This is a genomic window from Aeromonas sp. MR16 (assembly GCF_022549315.1).
GTDB lineage: Bacteria > Pseudomonadota > Gammaproteobacteria > Enterobacterales > Aeromonadaceae > Aeromonas > Aeromonas aquatica.
On record NZ_JAKZFK010000003.1, the window covers coordinates 147,927 to 163,350 of the forward strand.

At 63.4% G+C, this 15,424-nt stretch carries 10 protein-coding genes and 3 tRNA genes; 6 read left to right on the plus strand and 7 right to left on the minus strand.

Annotated elements, in window-relative coordinates:
• Nucleotides 1-1,513: 1,513 nt before the first annotated feature.
• The 3 genes from MM194_RS04685 to MM194_RS04695 all read right to left on the minus strand — a co-directional run bounded on the left by MM194_RS04685 (nt 1,514) and on the right by MM194_RS04695 (nt 5,432).
• A complete protein-coding gene (locus MM194_RS04685; protein WP_241342828.1) occupies nt 1,514-3,358 on the minus strand; it encodes a U32 family peptidase in 1,845 nt (614 codons plus the stop codon).
• 354 nt (nt 3,359-3,712) lie between these two features.
• Complete coding sequence (locus MM194_RS04690; protein ID WP_241342831.1) at nt 3,713-4,321, minus strand: LysE family translocator; 609 nt, start codon at nt 4,319-4,321, stop codon at nt 3,713-3,715.
• 148 nt (nt 4,322-4,469) lie between these two features.
• Nucleotides 4,470-5,432, minus strand: coding sequence for a LysR family transcriptional regulator (locus MM194_RS04695; RefSeq protein WP_033130665.1), 963 nt, complete (start codon nt 5,430-5,432; stop codon nt 4,470-4,472).
• A 205-nt stretch (nt 5,433-5,637) separates the two neighbouring features.
• On the opposite strand from MM194_RS04695, the gene MM194_RS04700 reads away from it, so the two are divergent.
• The 5 genes from MM194_RS04700 to MM194_RS04720 all read left to right on the plus strand — a co-directional run bounded on the left by MM194_RS04700 (nt 5,638) and on the right by MM194_RS04720 (nt 7,778).
• The gene (locus MM194_RS04700; RefSeq protein ID WP_033130640.1) at nt 5,638-6,723 is read left to right on the plus strand and encodes a ketoacyl-ACP synthase III; all 1,086 of its coding nucleotides are present in this window, start codon (nt 5,638-5,640) and stop codon (nt 6,721-6,723) included.
• Between the two features lie 296 nt (nt 6,724-7,019).
• A tRNA-Tyr gene (locus MM194_RS04705) sits at nt 7,020-7,104 on the plus strand.
• A gap of 32 nt (nt 7,105-7,136) precedes the next feature.
• Nucleotides 7,137-7,221: transfer RNA gene (locus MM194_RS04710), tRNA-Tyr, on the plus strand.
• Between the two features lie 49 nt (nt 7,222-7,270).
• Nucleotides 7,271-7,355: transfer RNA gene (locus MM194_RS04715), tRNA-Tyr, on the plus strand.
• A gap of 135 nt (nt 7,356-7,490) precedes the next feature.
• Complete coding sequence (locus MM194_RS04720) at nt 7,491-7,778, plus strand: hypothetical protein (protein ID WP_241342832.1); 288 nt, start codon at nt 7,491-7,493, stop codon at nt 7,776-7,778.
• A 3-nt stretch (nt 7,779-7,781) separates the two neighbouring features.
• Here the strand turns inward: MM194_RS04720 and MM194_RS04725 are convergent, their stop codons facing one another.
• The gene (locus MM194_RS04725; RefSeq protein ID WP_241342835.1) at nt 7,782-8,657 is read right to left on the minus strand and encodes a patatin family protein; all 876 of its coding nucleotides are present in this window, start codon (nt 8,655-8,657) and stop codon (nt 7,782-7,784) included.
• Nucleotides 8,658-8,922: 265 nt separating this feature from the next.
• Between MM194_RS04725 and MM194_RS04730 the strand changes: the two genes are divergently transcribed.
• Entirely contained in the window at nt 8,923-10,296 is a 1,374-nt protein-coding gene (locus MM194_RS04730) for an endonuclease/exonuclease/phosphatase family protein (protein ID WP_241342836.1), read from the plus strand.
• 61 nt (nt 10,297-10,357) lie between these two features.
• On the opposite strand, the gene MM194_RS04735 is transcribed toward MM194_RS04730, so the two are convergent.
• Genes MM194_RS04735 through dsrO form a run of 3 tightly spaced genes read right to left on the minus strand, consistent with a single transcriptional unit; the run spans nt 10,358 to nt 15,367 of the window.
• Nucleotides 10,358-13,465: a tetrathionate reductase subunit A gene (locus MM194_RS04735; protein WP_241342840.1), complete on the minus strand. Its 3,108-nt coding sequence runs from the start codon at nt 13,463-13,465 to the stop codon at nt 10,358-10,360.
• Nucleotides 13,465-14,592 (minus strand): NrfD/PsrC family molybdoenzyme membrane anchor subunit, encoded by a 1,128-nt coding sequence (gene nrfD / locus MM194_RS04740; protein ID WP_241342842.1) that lies wholly within the window; start codon nt 14,590-14,592, stop codon nt 13,465-13,467. Before nrfD ends, MM194_RS04735 begins: the two co-directional genes overlap by 1 nt.
• Nucleotides 14,582-15,367: a sulfate reduction electron transfer complex DsrMKJOP subunit DsrO gene (dsrO, locus tag MM194_RS04745; protein WP_241342844.1), complete on the minus strand. Its 786-nt coding sequence runs from the start codon at nt 15,365-15,367 to the stop codon at nt 14,582-14,584. Before dsrO ends, nrfD begins: the two co-directional genes overlap by 11 nt.
• Nucleotides 15,368-15,424 lie beyond the last annotated feature (57 nt).

Below are 15,424 nucleotides of genomic sequence, written 5' to 3' on the forward strand. Positions count from 1 at the left end.
GTCAAAACAAGAGGCATCACCGCAGCAGGGGCAATCAGCATCCGTCGCCCCCCCGCCATGCCGGCTGTAGGCTGGGATGCCCGGACAAGCTAGTCTCCCCATAGTGCCTCCCTGATACTGCCATCGAACCAAGCGCCATAACATACCTATCAAGCTGGTGTTACTAAGGCGGGAAGGAATTGGTTATTAGATAAGTGCTGGCTTGCGATTAATCAGGGCAGGTTTTCGAACATCCGAACAGGCTTCGCTATTCTAACTTTGAATTTTGTAAGTGGTGATGGAGACCTAAAACTTTTGACCTTACCGTTAACGGTAGCCCCTACAGTCCTTGTTCTAGAGGCAATATGGAAAATGCACCGCCCTCAATGCATTACCCGCACCGACAGACTGCTGGCTATATTTTACAATCCATCGATTGGCGTTGGCGCAATTACTCTTCCCCCTTAATCCCAACACTGTTATGTCTGCATCCATCGCACAAGATAGATAAAGAGTGACTGGGCCATCGAAATTAATTTTGATATGGAATAAAAACATTGATATCGTTTAGTAAACCTTAGTCTTTATAAATTTAAACAATCTACGAAACTACTCCCTCCGACACCTCAATCGTCTAACGCATAAATAGATGATGTAGATGGGGGGTGTCCAAAGCAGGAGGGCTATAGGGAAAAAGAATGGGGAGGATAGCGAGGCTGCCGACAACTGCACAATCAATAGCACGAAGTTAAGAACAGCAGAAGCTACCCACGCACCATTAAAACCTTGGCAACGAGCACCGTAGAGAAGCGCATCGTAGAAATTGCAACCAGGGATACTGTAACCTCCGTATTCACTCGTCGTCGCAACCAAGATGCCTCCAAGTGCCCCTGTGAACAGAAATCCCGTATAACCGATAGCAACCCAGTATCTTACGGTTGTGAAAATCGATGAAGTGATGGACTGACTTTGAGGTGCGTACTCTGCCTCTGTGAGCTTGACGGTAGCCAGCAGGATGACGGCCGGAGTGACGATAGCCAACACAAGAATAAACAGTACTATCATTGCATACCTCCGCTACAGGTAAGGATTCTGGCTACCTCCCCCTTTGGATATAGAAATGGCCACATTTTTCATCTGACTTTATCGCCAAACAGGATCACTCGCAGAGAATGCAGCCACGAGGTCCTACACCGCACAGGATAGATAATGACTGGACCATTGAAGCCAATTTGGATATGTAATAACAAATTTAATCTCGCTTGGTAAATATTGGATTTCATAAACTCAGAGCCGCTGGTTTGATAAGCGAGGCGTAATCAGACGTTCGGAAAGAGAATTTTCAGACAGTTCAGTCGAAAACACTCTTCCCTGGAACACTGCACATTTACGCCCCCTCATCCCCAGCCCCTCCCCCATTTTTCAAAAGTAAGTGGGAAAAGGGAGTAGATACCACCGCTGGTAATGGATGGCACTATACAGATTGATCTCCTCTCCCCTAGTAAGGGAGCTAGGGTGAGAGGCCGCAAACGGATTACTTTTTCAAACTCCCCATCACCTGCATCTCGCAGCGGTGGCAGTCGAAGCGCAGGCGGAAGCTGTCCTTGCCCATCTTGAGCTCCAGCGGCTCGGGCTTGAGGCCGGGCACCTCCTTGGGGCAAAGGTTCTGGCTGTAGCGGATGCAATGCTTGGTGATCATCAGCATCACCTCTCCCTCCTCCTTGTTCGCCTCATAGGCAGGGGCGATGCGCTCCACCCCGTGCTCGCGGAAGAAGTCCTCGGCGGCCTTGTTCAGCACGTTGCCAAGGTAGGAGAGCCGATGCTGGGGATAGCTGACGTCCGCCAAGGGAACCCGCCGCTCTGGTCGCCGGTAGCTCGCGAGGCGGGCCGCTTCCAGCGCCGCTATGCCGTCCCGGCGCAGGCCATTGAGCTGGGAGGCGGCAATAAACAGCGGAGAAGTGAACGCCAGCTCAATCTTGCGCGCCACGAACAGGCTGTTGCCGAGCTTGGCGAGCTGATCCCGCGCCTGCTGCAGCGCCCGCTCGGGATTGTCGGCGGGTCGCTTGTCGCACGCCAGGGTGACACAGGCCTCCACCCCCTGCTCGTCGCAGAGCGCGAGCCGCAAGCCGGCGTCGCACTCGGATAGCTGCATATCGACCCGGATGCGACGCTCGGTGCTCGGTTTTTCCAGCAGCTTGCTGAAGGCCTGATCGTGATTGCGGTAGATTTCGGCGCCGACCTTGAGCCCGGGTACGGGCTCCGACAGCAGCAACTGCTTGCCTTCCACCTTGTTCAGCCGCATCCCCACCAGCTCGTCGTTCGGTTTGAAGAAGCCGAGACCGTCGCCGTTGTTGAGGGTCACCGGCTTGCCCTCTATCTCTATGCCGTCCCGGCTGATCTTGCTGACCCGACCGAGGGATTCGCCCAGGTATTTCGGGCTTCTGGGAGAGTCGATCCCCGGCTGGCGACCGTGCAGGAAGTAGTCGGTACTGCCCCGGTTGAAGCTCTTCTTCGGATCCGGCGTGAAGCCGTAGGAGCAGCGACCCGCCGACGCAGCCACCAGATCCGGGCGCCTCTCCAGGATGGCGTCCAGCTTCTGGCGATACCAGGCGGTGACGTTCTTCACGTAGTCCAGCCCCTTGAGCCGCCCCTCTATCTTGAAGGAGCGGATCCCCGCGGCGATCAGCGCCTCCAGGTTGTCGGTCTGATCCATGTCTTTGAGCGACAGCAGGTGGCCGCTCTCCACCAGCACCTCGCCGTCCGGCTTTTGCAGTGAGCAAGGCAGCCGGCACAGCTGGGCACACTCCCCCCGGTTCGCACTGCGGCCGGTGCGGGCATAGCTGATGTTGCACTGGCCGCTGTAGGAGACGCAGAGCGCGCCGTGGATGAAGAACTCCAGCTGCACCGAGGTCTCGGCACTGATGGCGCGGATCTGCTCCAAGGAGAGCTCGCGGGCCAGCACCACCTGGGAGAAGCCCACGTCCTGCAGAAACTTCACCTTCTCCGGCGTGCGGTTGTCGGTCTGGGTGCTGGCGTGCAGCGCTATGGGGGGCAAGTCCAGCGCCAGCAGCCCCATGTCCTGCACGATCAGCGCATCGGCTCCGGCCTCGTAGATCTGGTGGGTCAGGCGCCTGGCCTGCTCCAGCTCGTGGTCGTGCAGCAGGGTGTTGAAGGCGACGAAGACCTGGGCGCCGAAGCGGTGGGCATGGCGCGCCAGCGCTTCTATATCCTCGAGGGAGTTGCCGGCGGCGCTGCGGGCACCGAAGGCGGGGCCGCCCATGTAGACGGCATCGGCGCCATGGTTGATGGCTTCGATGCCGTAGGCGAGGTTCTTGGCCGGGGCCAGCAGTTCGAGGCGATTCTGGGTCTGATCGTGCATAGGTCTGGTTCGCAGGCGGCAGCAAAGGTGCCACTCTAGCGAGGACAGCGCCTCCCTGCCTTGATCCCGCTTAAGATCACCGCAAGATACAGGATTGGATCCGCGGCAACCCCGGAGCAGAAGATGCGGCTCTCGCCGGGCCGAGGCAAGCTTATATGCCCCTCCCTCATCCCCAACCCTTCTCCCGCGAGGGGAGAAGGGAGCAGAGAGATTGCGCGGGCTGCCCTGGCGCCAAACGCGGGTTTAGATCACCACCTTGAGCGCCAGGTCGATCAACATCAGACCGCTGACTTTATCGATGACGAAGGGTTTCGCCTTGCGTCAGGACCGCGATGGCTCGGCCGTGGGAGCACCTCAGATCACGACTTTCAGTGCCAGCCCCAGCAGCACCAGGCCGCTGATCTTGTCGATGACGAAGGACTTCGCCTTGAGCCAGGCGAGCACAGGGCCGCGGGAGAGCACCAAGGCCACCAGCACGTACCAGACAGCGTCTATGCCCCCGGCGGTGAGCATCATGATGATGCCCTCGCGCCAGCCGGTGTCCGCATGGACGAACTGGCTGAACAGGGCGATGAAGAAGATGGCGAGCTGGGGGTTCAAGAAGGCCACCATAAAGCCCTCGAACGCCCCCTGGCGACCCTTCAGTCCATGGCCCTCCTCTTCCGCCCCGCCACTTGCGGGTTTCGCCAGCAACGCCTTGATGCCAAGCCAGGCGAGGAAAGCGGCGCCACCGTAGCGAATGATGTCGAACAGCAGCGGGGTCTGGGTGATCAGCAGCGAGAGGCCGAAGGCGGTGATCAGCGCGTAGATGCCGACCCCGAGCCCATGGCCAAGTGCCGTTACCACCCCATGCCCCTGTCCGCCCTGCACCGTATTGCGGATGATCAGCGCCAGACTGGGCCCCGGGCTGATGGCCCCCATCACACAAATTGCCGCCAGTGCCAGCCAACTCGTCAATTCCATACCCGTTCCTTGCTCACCTGAAAATGGATGTCGGTCCTCAGGTTAAGGGGGACAACATCATGCAAGAAGTGAAAGTTATGAATAGATCCCATAGCCAATGGTGATGAAACAGCACAATCGACTATTTGATACCGGAGTTCAGGGTTATTTAGACCCCGGGGCCTGTTGCCTGTGGCTTTCGCCCCAGGGTCTTGCGGCTCTCGTCGACGGTGCGCTGCAGGTGATCCCGCAGGAAGGGATAGGCCAGCTCCCGAAACCAGCGGTGGGCCGGATCCTGATGATGGCGCTGGTGCCACAGCAGATGATACTGCTGGGAACGGGTGGCGAAGGGCAGATCGCAGAAGCTCAGCTCGTGCTCCCGGGAGAGCTGCCAGGCGATGTGGGCCGGGGTGGTCATCAGGCAGTCGGTGCGCAGCAGCACCTCCACCGCCGCCTGGAAGAAGGGCACCCGGGCAAACCAGCGCCGACTCAGGCCTTGCGGCGCCAGCACCCGCTCCACCGGGCTGTCCTTGTCGCCGCCGCCGCTCACCTGCAGGTGGGGCCAGGCGAGGTAATCCTCCAGGGTCGGCGCCGTGCCGGACAGCGGATGGTGGCGCCCCATCAGGATCACCAGCCTGTCCTCCCCCTGATGCAGGCCGCGGATCTGATCCGGCACCAGATCCGTGATGGTGGAGACCAGATCCAGCTCGGACTGCCACAACTGCGGCAGCTGGCGCTTGTCCCACAGGCTGTATTCGAGGGCCGCCAGGGGCGCGGCTTTGGCCAGCGCCGCGCAGATGTCCGGCAGTATGTGCTGGGCCACATAGTCAGAGGAGGCGAGCCGGAACACCCGCTCGCAGCGGCCGGGCTCGAAGCCGGGCGCCGCGTAGAGCCGGTCCAGCGCGCCGAGGGAATCCGCAAGCTGGGCCGCCAGGCCCTCGGCCCTCGGGGTCAGCAGCCAGCGCTGCCCCTCCCGCACCAGCAGCTCGTCGCCAAATTCGCTGCGCAGCTGGGTCAGCTGCTTGCTGATGGAGGGCTGGCTCAGGTGCAGCAGCTCGGCCGCCCGGCTGATGTTGCGGGTCTCCAGCAAGATCTTGAGGGTCGGCAACAGATTGAGATTCGCTTTGTGCACTAACATCACCTCGGGGAAGAGAGCCGGTCCTGAGCCCCATCTTAGGCCAAGGCGGGGCGCTATTTTAAGCAAAATCACCGCCTTGTTCGCCACTCCCCTCATGCCCCTGCGGTAATATGACCACCAGATGACACTGGTTGACCCCTGCGGCATAATCGTCCGATTGCCCGTCCACGGGCGACTCATAACGAGAAGCGACCACAAGATGAAATACGCCAATATCACCGGCTGGGGCAAGTGCCTGCCCCCCGCAGTGCTGACCAACGACGATCTCAGCACCATCATGGACACCTCGGATGAGTGGATCTATCCGCGCACCGGCATCAAGGCACGCCGGGTTTCTCACGTCAGCACCCAGGCACTGGCCACCCTGGCCGGTCGCCGCGCCCTGGCCTGCGCCGGTCTGGACGCCGCTGAGCTCGATGGCATCATCCTGGCCACCGCCACTCCCGGCACCCTGGTCCCCAACGGCGCCTCCGCGGTGCAGCAAGCCCTCGGTGCCCACCGGGCGGCGGTGTTCGATCTCAATGCCGCCTGCACCGGCTTCGTCTACGCCCTCTCGGTCGCCACCTCTCTGGTCCAGACCGGCATGATGAGCAAGGTGCTGGTGATCGGCGCCGAGCGGCTCACCCAGTTGCTGGACTGGGCCAAACGCGACACCGCCGTGCTGTTCGGTGACGGCGCCGGCGCCGTGGTGATCGAGGCGAGCGACAACGAGTCCGGCCTGATTGCCAACAAGCTCGGCTGCGACAGCGAGGCCCGCGAGATCCTGCACGTGCCGAATTTTGGTACCGATCGGGTGCGTTTTGCCGATATCGACGGCCTCTTTACCTTCAACTTCGAGGGGCAGGAGATCTTCAAGCGGGCCGTACGCGGCATGGGCGAGGCCACCGGTGCCGTGTTGGCTCAGGCCGGCATCACCCCAGAACAGGTCGATCTCATCGTCCCACACCAGGCCAACATGCGCATCATCGAGACCCTGGCCAAGCGCATGAACGCCCCCATGGACAAGGTAATGGTCAACATAGAGCACTACGGCAACACCTCGGCCGCCACCGTGCCCATCGCCCTGTGCGAGGCGTTGGAGCAGGGCCGGGTCAAGCCGAACTCCTATCTGCTGAGCGCCGCCTTCGGGGCCGGCCTGACCTGGGGCGCCGCCCTCATCAAGTGGGGCGACAGAGTCACCCCGATTGCACACTGCGATGCCGAGCTGCCACCCTGTGAGCAGAGCGCGCTGGAGCTGATCGCCCACGCCGTCGCGGGCTGCCAGCAGGCCCGCACCGAGGCCTGAGCCAGGCCGCCACTGCGTGCATAGACAAGACGCTGCGGCATGAACAAAAAGAGGAGCCATCGCTGGCTCCTCTTTTCCATCTCCTCCTTTTGTCTTTGCCGCCTCTTCCCTGCCGCCAATCACCCGTCCATATCCGCGCCTCGGCGGCTGCGCACAGCCCCCTGAAAGTCATTGAAAAGCGTGAATTTTGAGCTGAATAAATCAAAAAATAACCAAACGATATTTTTTTGTCGTCAGAATGGACCTGAGGGGTTCACAACCTTACCGGATCTGGTAGTATGCGGCCTCGCACTTGGGGAGGGGTTCCCGAGCGGCCAAAGGGATCAGACTGTAAATCTGACGGCTCTGCCTTCGAAGGTTCGAATCCTTCTCCCTCCACCATTCAAGTGCGAAAAATCAGGAAAATACCCCGTGGAGGGGTTCCCGAGCGGCCAAAGGGATCAGACTGTAAATCTGACGGCTCTGCCTTCGAAGGTTCGAATCCTTCTCCCTCCACCATCTTCCTGAGCTGTATGAGTTAGGCCTGTAAAAAAAGTAGTACCCCTGTGGAGGGGTTCCCGAGCGGCCAAAGGGATCAGACTGTAAATCTGACGGCTCTGCCTTCGAAGGTTCGAATCCTTCTCCCTCCACCATCCTTCAGAAAACCCGGCCCAGCGCCGGGTTTTCGCTTTTATGGCTAGATGCCATTTGGCACTGTCAGATCTGACAATTGCCCTCCCCCGCTTTTTTCGAAACAGTGGACTCCTCATCGCAAGGAGCGACCTCACATGTTTGAAATCTGGGATGAAACGGGCAAGGAACACGGATTGACCCTGCCCGAACTGCAGCAGCGCCTCTGCACCTATCGGGGTGAGGTCATGGTGCGCTACCTCAATCGTCTCGGCCTGCCGGCGACCCTGTTCCTGACCGTGCAACAGGGGCGGGCCTATCAGCGCTTCAAGGCCGGCACCCCGCCCCTGGACTGGGACTGGCTGGCGCAGTCCATCCATGCTGTGCCTGTCCGTGATGCCGACATTCACCCGAAGAATAATGCCCTGCGTCGGGCGGCCAACTGAGGCTTAGCGTCCCCGCTCTGCCCCAGCGCCCTGGCTGGCCGACCCGCTCTCGGCCAGATAGGCCAACCCCGCCTGCCAGCCCATCTGATAGCCCTGCTCCAGCCTGTCTCTGTCCGTGGTCATGCGGCCGACCCGAAAGCCCGCGGGGGGCACTATGACCCGGATGCGGCAATCCGCCGGCGGCTGGCGGATAAAGTCGATAGCGTCGTTGTAGCTGCGATGACGCACGAGGCTCGCCTCGGCCAGCGCCGGGGTGCGGCGCAGCAGGTGGCGGTGCAGGGCCGGCAAGCGCGGCGCCCTCTTGCGGTAGCCGAGCGGCCGGGACAGCACCACAGTGATCTCCCGCGCCCCCTGCTCGTAGGCGTGGCGCACCGGGATGGAGTCCGCCACCCCGCCGTCAGTCATGGCCTCCCCCCCTATGTGCACGAAGTCGCGATAGGCGAGTGGCACCGAGCAGGAGGCCTTGATCTGCTGCTCCAGCGCCTCTGCACTCCCCCTGAGATAGGCGGCCTGGCCGTCCGAGACCCGGGTGGTGACCACGGTCAGCGGCACCGCACTCTCGGCGAAGTGCGCGAGATCCAGCCTGATCTCGCGGATAGTGATCTCCCACAGCCAGTCGAGATCGAGCCAGTGGCCGCCGCGCAGGAACTTGGCCAGGCTGATGAACTCGGGGCGACAGGAGTAATCGGTGATGACCCTATGGTTGCGCCCCTGCTGACCGGCCAGATAGGCCGCCAGGTTGACCGCCCCCGCCGAGACCCCGATGCAGTGATCGAAGGCCGTCTTCCCCTTCGCCAGAAAGGCATCCAGCACCCCGGCGGCGAAGATGCCGCGCATGGCGCCCCCCTCGACCACCAGGGCCGTTTGCTGCCGACTCATCCCGCCTCCCTCTCATTTCAATGGTGAATAGATTCATATCCTGGTTCATTCACAGCAGGATTGACTGTCGCCCCCTGGGTGGCCTCAGGTTCCGACTATGGCCGCCCGGTTTAGTGGCACTTTTTATGGCGTTTTTCATGGCACTTTGTGAATGGACACACAGTTTGGCTCATTCAGAGCCGACGATCCGGCTTGGATCCCTATAATGTCCGCGCCTCACTTGACCCTACAGAGGCATAACATCTTGATGCTACGGAATATTACAATGAAAAACATCAACAAAACCCTGGTCGCCGCTGCCATTTCCCTCGGAATGCTGGCAGGCTGTAACAGCCAAAATGACTCAGAGACCCCGATCCCCATGGTTCGCTTCGCGACTTTCAACCTCTCCTTCGATCGCACCGCTGCCGGCATGTTGAGCGCCGAGCTGGCGCTGGACCGCGCCGCCCAGGATGCCCTGCTCGCCCGCTACCAAGCCGGTGACGGCAGCCTCAGCCAGACCGAGATCACCCGCGCCAAAGACGTGCAGCAGATCCGCAATATCGCCGAGATAGTGCAGCGTACCCGCCCGGATGTGTTCCTGCTGAACGAATTCGACAACGACGGCAAGGGCGAGAGCAGCGCCGATCTGCAGGCGTTCAACGACAACTACCTGGCCCACCCGCAACACGCCGAGGTGCAGGCCATCAGCTACCCGGTGATGCAGAACTTTGCCACCAACACCGGCCTGATGAGCGGCCAGGATCTCAACCTGGACGGCAAGGTCAGCAGCGGGCCGGACGATGCCTGGGGCTTTGGCAACTACCACGGCCAGTACGCCTTCGCGGTAATGTCGAAATATCCCATCGACACCAAACAGATCCGCACCTTCCAGCACTTCAAGTGGAAGGACATGCCCGGCGAAGTCAACCCCGTCATCGACGACTGCAACAACCCCAAGGCGCCGATCCCGGCCGGCCGCCAGTGTGGCGAGCCCTGGTATGACGCCGCGGCCTGGGCCCAGTTCCCGCTCTCCTCCAAGAACCACGCGGACGTGCCGGTGCGGGTCAAGACCGCCAAGGGGGAAGAAGTGATCCACTTCCTCATCTCCCATCCGACCCCGCCCATCTTCGGCAACGCGGCGCGCCACAACGTCAAGCACAACAGGGCCGAGGTCGCCTTCTGGCAGGACTATGTGGAAGCCGCCAGCTACATGGTGGATGACGCGGGTAAGGCGGGTGGCTTGGCCGAGGGCGCTCGCTTCGTCATCGCCGGGGATCTCAACGCCGATCCCCAACTCGGCGACGGGGATCTGACCGCCATCCAGGACTTGCACAACCATGTGCTGGTCAACCAGGCGGTCACCAACGGCGCCCTCATTCCGGTGAGCCAGGGGGGTCCCGAGTGCCTCGCCAGCCAGCCGGATCAGTGCAAGCGTAACAACAACAGGCCGACCCCGGAGCGCATCACCAGCAGCAGTGGCCTGCAGCTCGATCACCTGATCCCCTCAGCCAACCTCAATGCGGTGGCCTCGGGGGTGTTCTGGCCCGCCAGCTTCGAGCCCGGCTACCACCTGGTGTATGACGCCAAGCTAGGCATCGCCAAGGGGGTCAGCTCGGATCACCGCCTTGTGTGGGTGGACTTCGAACTGGACAAGTGATCCAAGGGATCCACTCAATGAAAAGCGGGGCCATGATGGCCCCGCTTTTTTGTTTCTGGCGCTACACCAGCTTGTCGACCCGGGCCGGCAGGCCCTGGCGCGCCGAGGAGCCGATGGCCCAGTCCACCAGGGGGTAGCGGCCGTGGCGGCTGGGATCCAGCACCGCCAGATCGTTGAGGTTGACCCCGGCCCCGCGCAAGGGGCTGGCGACTACCTCCTTGCCGTCTACCCAGTGCGCCCGCGCCCCCAGCTCCTTGTGACCGAAGCCGTGCTCGATGGCGATGGCGTCCCTCTGCACCCCGGCCACGCACTCGGCCACCCCGATCACGCTGCCATTGGGGGTGCTGACCCGCACCCTGTCCCCGCTTTCTATGCCTAAGCGCGTCGCCGTCTCTGAGTTGAGCCGCACCCGGTTGCTGGGGTTCACCTGGCGCAGGCGATCCGAACCTATGCTCATGGAGCTCATGGTGTGGGACTTGTAGCTGGTGAGCAGCAGGGGCCACTGGGCCGGCTTGAACGCCTCGCTCAGCGGCGTGCCATCGGCGAGCTGGGCCAGGAAGAAGCGCGGGGTGCCGCTCAGGAACTGGCCGCTCTGGCTGTGACGGCGGCTGCCCACCGCCGGGTTCCACAGCATCAGGGGCTTGGGCCAGCGCTTGCTCGGCTGACCCGCCTCGTCGCGCCCCTTGGCGACCGGCTCGAAGCGCCCGCCCCTGGCGTAGAGATAGGCGGCGCGGCTCGCCTCCTCCGCGCTCAGGGTGGCGTTGAGGGTGGGCAGGATCCGCTCCACCCCGGACCAAGCGAGGTCTTCAGCGCCGATGGGAGGCACCGGCTGGCCGAGGTAGGCGACGTTGGCCGCCCCGTAGAGGGAGAAGTCCGCCGCCTTGTTGAGCCCATGCAGCTTGCCATCCGCCCCTTTCAGGGCCCCCTCACCAAAGCCCGGCAGGCCGAGGCGTTTCGCCACGGCGATGAGGAAAGACTCCATGCAGACCGGATCCCCCGAGGCTGTCTTGACGACGCGAGGCTCGATCACAGGCCAGCGGCCGGTGGAGACCTTGGTCATGACCCCGTGCCAGGCGGTAGCCCAGCCCCAGGACTCGTAGGTCAGGGTGTCAGGCACTATGTAGTCAGACAGCGCCGAGGATTCGTTGATGAAGCTGTCGATGCTGATGAACAGCGGCAACACGCTCGGGTCTTTGAGCTGTTCACCTATGGCCTGGTGCAACCCCGCCTGACCGTAGAGCGGGTTGCCCATGTGGTTGATCCAGGCCTTGGCGCGGTAGGGGTAACCGCTCACCGCCGCGGTCAGGTGCTCGCCGAGCAGCGGGCCCGAGATGGGGAACCAGGGCTCGTGGGCCGGATAGGGGTTCTGCCCCGCCTCTTTCTTGCGACGATATTCGGAGGTCTTCTCGTAGGGGAACTTGGAGCGGGAGAGGAAGACGCCGGCGGGTTTCACCATGCCGGGGAAGCTTTCCAGATCGTAGCGCGGCCCGCTCCCGAAGGGATCGAACTTGCCGCCGCTCGCCACCGCGCCGCCCTTGGCGTTGAGGTTTCCTATCATGGCGTTGAGCATCATGATGGCCCAGGCCGTGTAGAAGCCGTTGGCACTCATGGTGCCGCCGTGGGTGATCACCGCCGCCCGGGTGCCGTGGCTGGTGAACTCCCGCGCCAGCTCCTTGATGTCGGCCACCGGCACGGCGCACTCGGCGCTGTATTGCTCGAGGCTGTGCTCCCGGCTCGCCTCGGCCAGCAGCTGGAAGCTGCTCTTGACCGCCAACTCCCCGCCCGGGGTCGGGATGCTGCGCGCCACCCAGAGCCGGGCCCGCTCACACTGGCTTGCGGGTGTCAGCGCGTCGCTCCCCTCTTCGACCACCAGCACGGCATCCCCCTCGCCATAGGCTTCACCGCTGTGGGGCAGCCCCAGATCGCTGGCGTGCAGCATCTGGCCGAAGCGGGGGTGCGACTCGTCACTTATCACCAGATGGCTGGCGTTGCTGAAACCGCGATAGCCGGCTCGCTCGGCCGCTTCTGCGTTGGGTGCCGCCAGGAAGGGCTCGGCGTAGCGGTCGTTGTCGATGATCCAGCGCAGCATGGCCAGGGCCAGGGCCGAGTCGGTGGCGGGCCTGATGGGCAGCCAGCGGTTGGCGGGGGCAGACGGCATGTTCACCGTGTTGGGCAGGCTGGGCGCCACCACAACGTAGGAGAACGGCTTGCCCTCCCGCGCCCGGTTCGCCGCCAGCTGGCGGGACTGGCGTTTGAAGGGGTTGCCGGACTGCTGGGGTGAGGTGCCCATGAACAGCAGGAAATCGCTCTCGTCCCAGTCGGGCTTGAGGTGGGCGTTCTTCTCCAGATCGTCCAGCAGGGCGCCGGCCCCGACCCGGAACGACAGGCCGCAGTAGGCGCCGTGGTTCGCGAAGTTGCGGGTGCCGAAGCCGTTGAAGGTGAAGCGCTTGATGAAGGCATCTCGCCCCTCGTCCGAGGCGTTGCTCACCAGCAGCTGGTTGGCCCTGGGGCCATATTCCGGGTTGGCGGGATCGAGCGGCTCGGCGAGGTTGCGGATGGCCCTGAGCCCCTCGACGCTGCCCTCCCCGAACAGATCGCCCCCCTCCACCACCTCTTGCACCAACTGCTCAAACGGAATGCTCTGCCAGCGGCCGCTGCCACGGGGGCCGACCCGCTTGAGGCAGCGGGTGACCCTGTGCGGGCTGTCGAGCTGCTCCAGCATGGCGTTGCCCCGGGCGCAGGCGGTGGAGCGGCCATCCAGGCCCCCTTCCTGATAGCCGCTGGTAGCGATCAGCGCCTGCTTGACCGGCGTCTTGAAGTCGATGTGATGCAGGGCGGAGAGCGGGTGATAAGGGTTGCCGAGGATCCGCACTATCTTGTCGCTCTCGTTGTCGATGCGGGCCCGCACCCCGCACAGGGTCCAGCAGCCGAGGCACATGGTGTTGGCCAGCCGCTGGGCCGGGTTGGGGTGGATCTCCCCCCGCTCATCGACCCTGTACTCCACCGCCAGGGAGTTGCCGTGGATGGGATCCCGGGTCGGCTTGCCCGAGCTGCCGGTGGCCACCCCGCTCACCACCTGTTTGAGGGTATCGCTGTAACCGGCCACGAACAGCCCCGTGCCCCCGGCGATGGCGGCTCCCTTGAGAAACTTGCGTTTGCTGTGATCCATCAGATTGCCTCGCGAGCGGAATGAGTGGTGGATGCCTGGGTGGCGGATGCTTGGGTGACGGATGGCAGAGCCGGGGCGCGCACCAGTTCGGAGAGCGCCACCAGCAGGGCCAGCAGCAGGCCGAAGGTGCCGAGGATGCCGAGCACCCCGGCCGGCCCCCAGGCGATCTGGTAGACATAGACGCCGGCGCCATATTTCGGTGCCAACTGCCCCTGAATGAGCACCAGCCAGCGCAGGCCCCACACCAGGTGCAGCGCCAGCAGCGCCACGCCCCAGGATTGCAGACGGGGGGAGAGTCTGTGCCCCGCCAGCAGCAACAGGCCGAGCAGGCCCAGGGTCAGCAGCAGCCAGTGGGCCGCCAGCCGCCAACTCGGATCGAGCCGATAGAGGGCACTCGCCTCCGCCGCCGAGGCGCCGCCGAGCAGGGCCCAGCCCAGCAGGGAGAGCGCGAGCAGGGCCAGGGTCGGGCGGATCTGGCGCAGCAGCCCCGCCTCGGTGTGCCCCTGCCAGCCCGCCAGCAGCCGGTTGAGCAGCAGCAGGGCGCTCTGGGCCGCCAGCACGGCGCTCAGCGCCAGCAGCCAGGGCAACCAGGGGGTATGCCAGAGCGGGCGCGCCTGCACCGCCATGGTCTCGAGCCCGGTGTAGAGCGCTATGCTGAGCCCGCTCAAGGCCGCCATCAGGGCAAGCGGCTTGCGCCAGCGCTCGCCGGACCAGTTCCCCAGGCAGAGCAGCCGGGCCAGGGCGGCGACCCTGTCATGCTCCTCCCCACGCCTGGCCAGGTTCGGCCTTATCAGCAGCCAGCCCAGCCCCATGCTGAGCAGGCTGAACAGCGGCAGCAGGTAGGCGCCATACCACATGATGGAGCCGAAGCGGGTCTGGACGTAGAAGTGCCAGGCCCGGGCCGGTTGGTGCAGATCCGCGGTCAGGGCTATGGGCGCCACCAGGCCGGCCCCCATCATCAGCACGGCGGCCAGGGTCTGCAGCCGCCGATCCGGCGCCTTGCGCCACAGGCTCGCGGCGCCGAGCCAGAGGGCCCCATAGGCGAGACCTATGAGGAAGAAATATTGCACCGCCCAGGGCAGCCAGGTGATGGGTTGATCCGGGGCCAGCAGTTCGTTAATGGTCATGGGCTATCTCCTTGCCGTCGTCGCCAAGCAGGGTGCGCTGCGCCGGATGGCCGTCGATCTTGCTGACAAAGGCCTCATCCATGCCCAGATAGAAGACCCGCGGCTGGGTATGGGCCTCGGGCTTGAGCACCTTGAGGGCGGATTCGTGCTCGCGCAGCAGCCGGCTGATCTGGCTCTTGGGATCGTTGAGATCCCCTATGATGCGCGCTTCGCCGACGCAGCTCTCCACGCAGGCGGGCAACAGCCCCGCCTCCAGCCGGTGGGCGCAGAAGGTGCACTTGTCGGCGGTGTTGGTCTCATGGTTGATGAAGCGGGCGTCATAGGGGCAGGCCTGCACGCAGTAGCCGCAGGCGACACACCAGTCGTTGTTGACCACGACGATGCCGTCGTCCCGCTGGAAGGTGGCGCCGGTGGGGCAGACATCGAGACAGGCGGGCTCGGCGCAGTGGTTGCAGAGCCTGGGCAGCATGAAGAGGGAGGCAGGGGCCTCGAGGGCCGCCACCTCGCTCACCTCGTACTGGCTGACAGTAGTGCGGAACTGGCCGAGGGGGGGCTGATTCTCGATGGTGCAGGCGACGGTGCAAGCCTGACAGCCGACGCAGCGGCGCAAGTCAATCAGCATGCCGTAACGCTTGCCGGGATCGCCCCGGCCTATGGCTGGGCGGGCACCCGGGGCGGCATGGCGCGGGCTCCTGGCTTGAGCGACGGGGATCAGGGCCGCCCCGGCGGTGATGGCGGCAATGCCGGATAACAATCGGCGCTTGCTGGGCTCCATGGACTATTCCTTCTGCTGGCTTGCCTAGGGGGCAAGCGTGGGGATGAGGCCATTGTC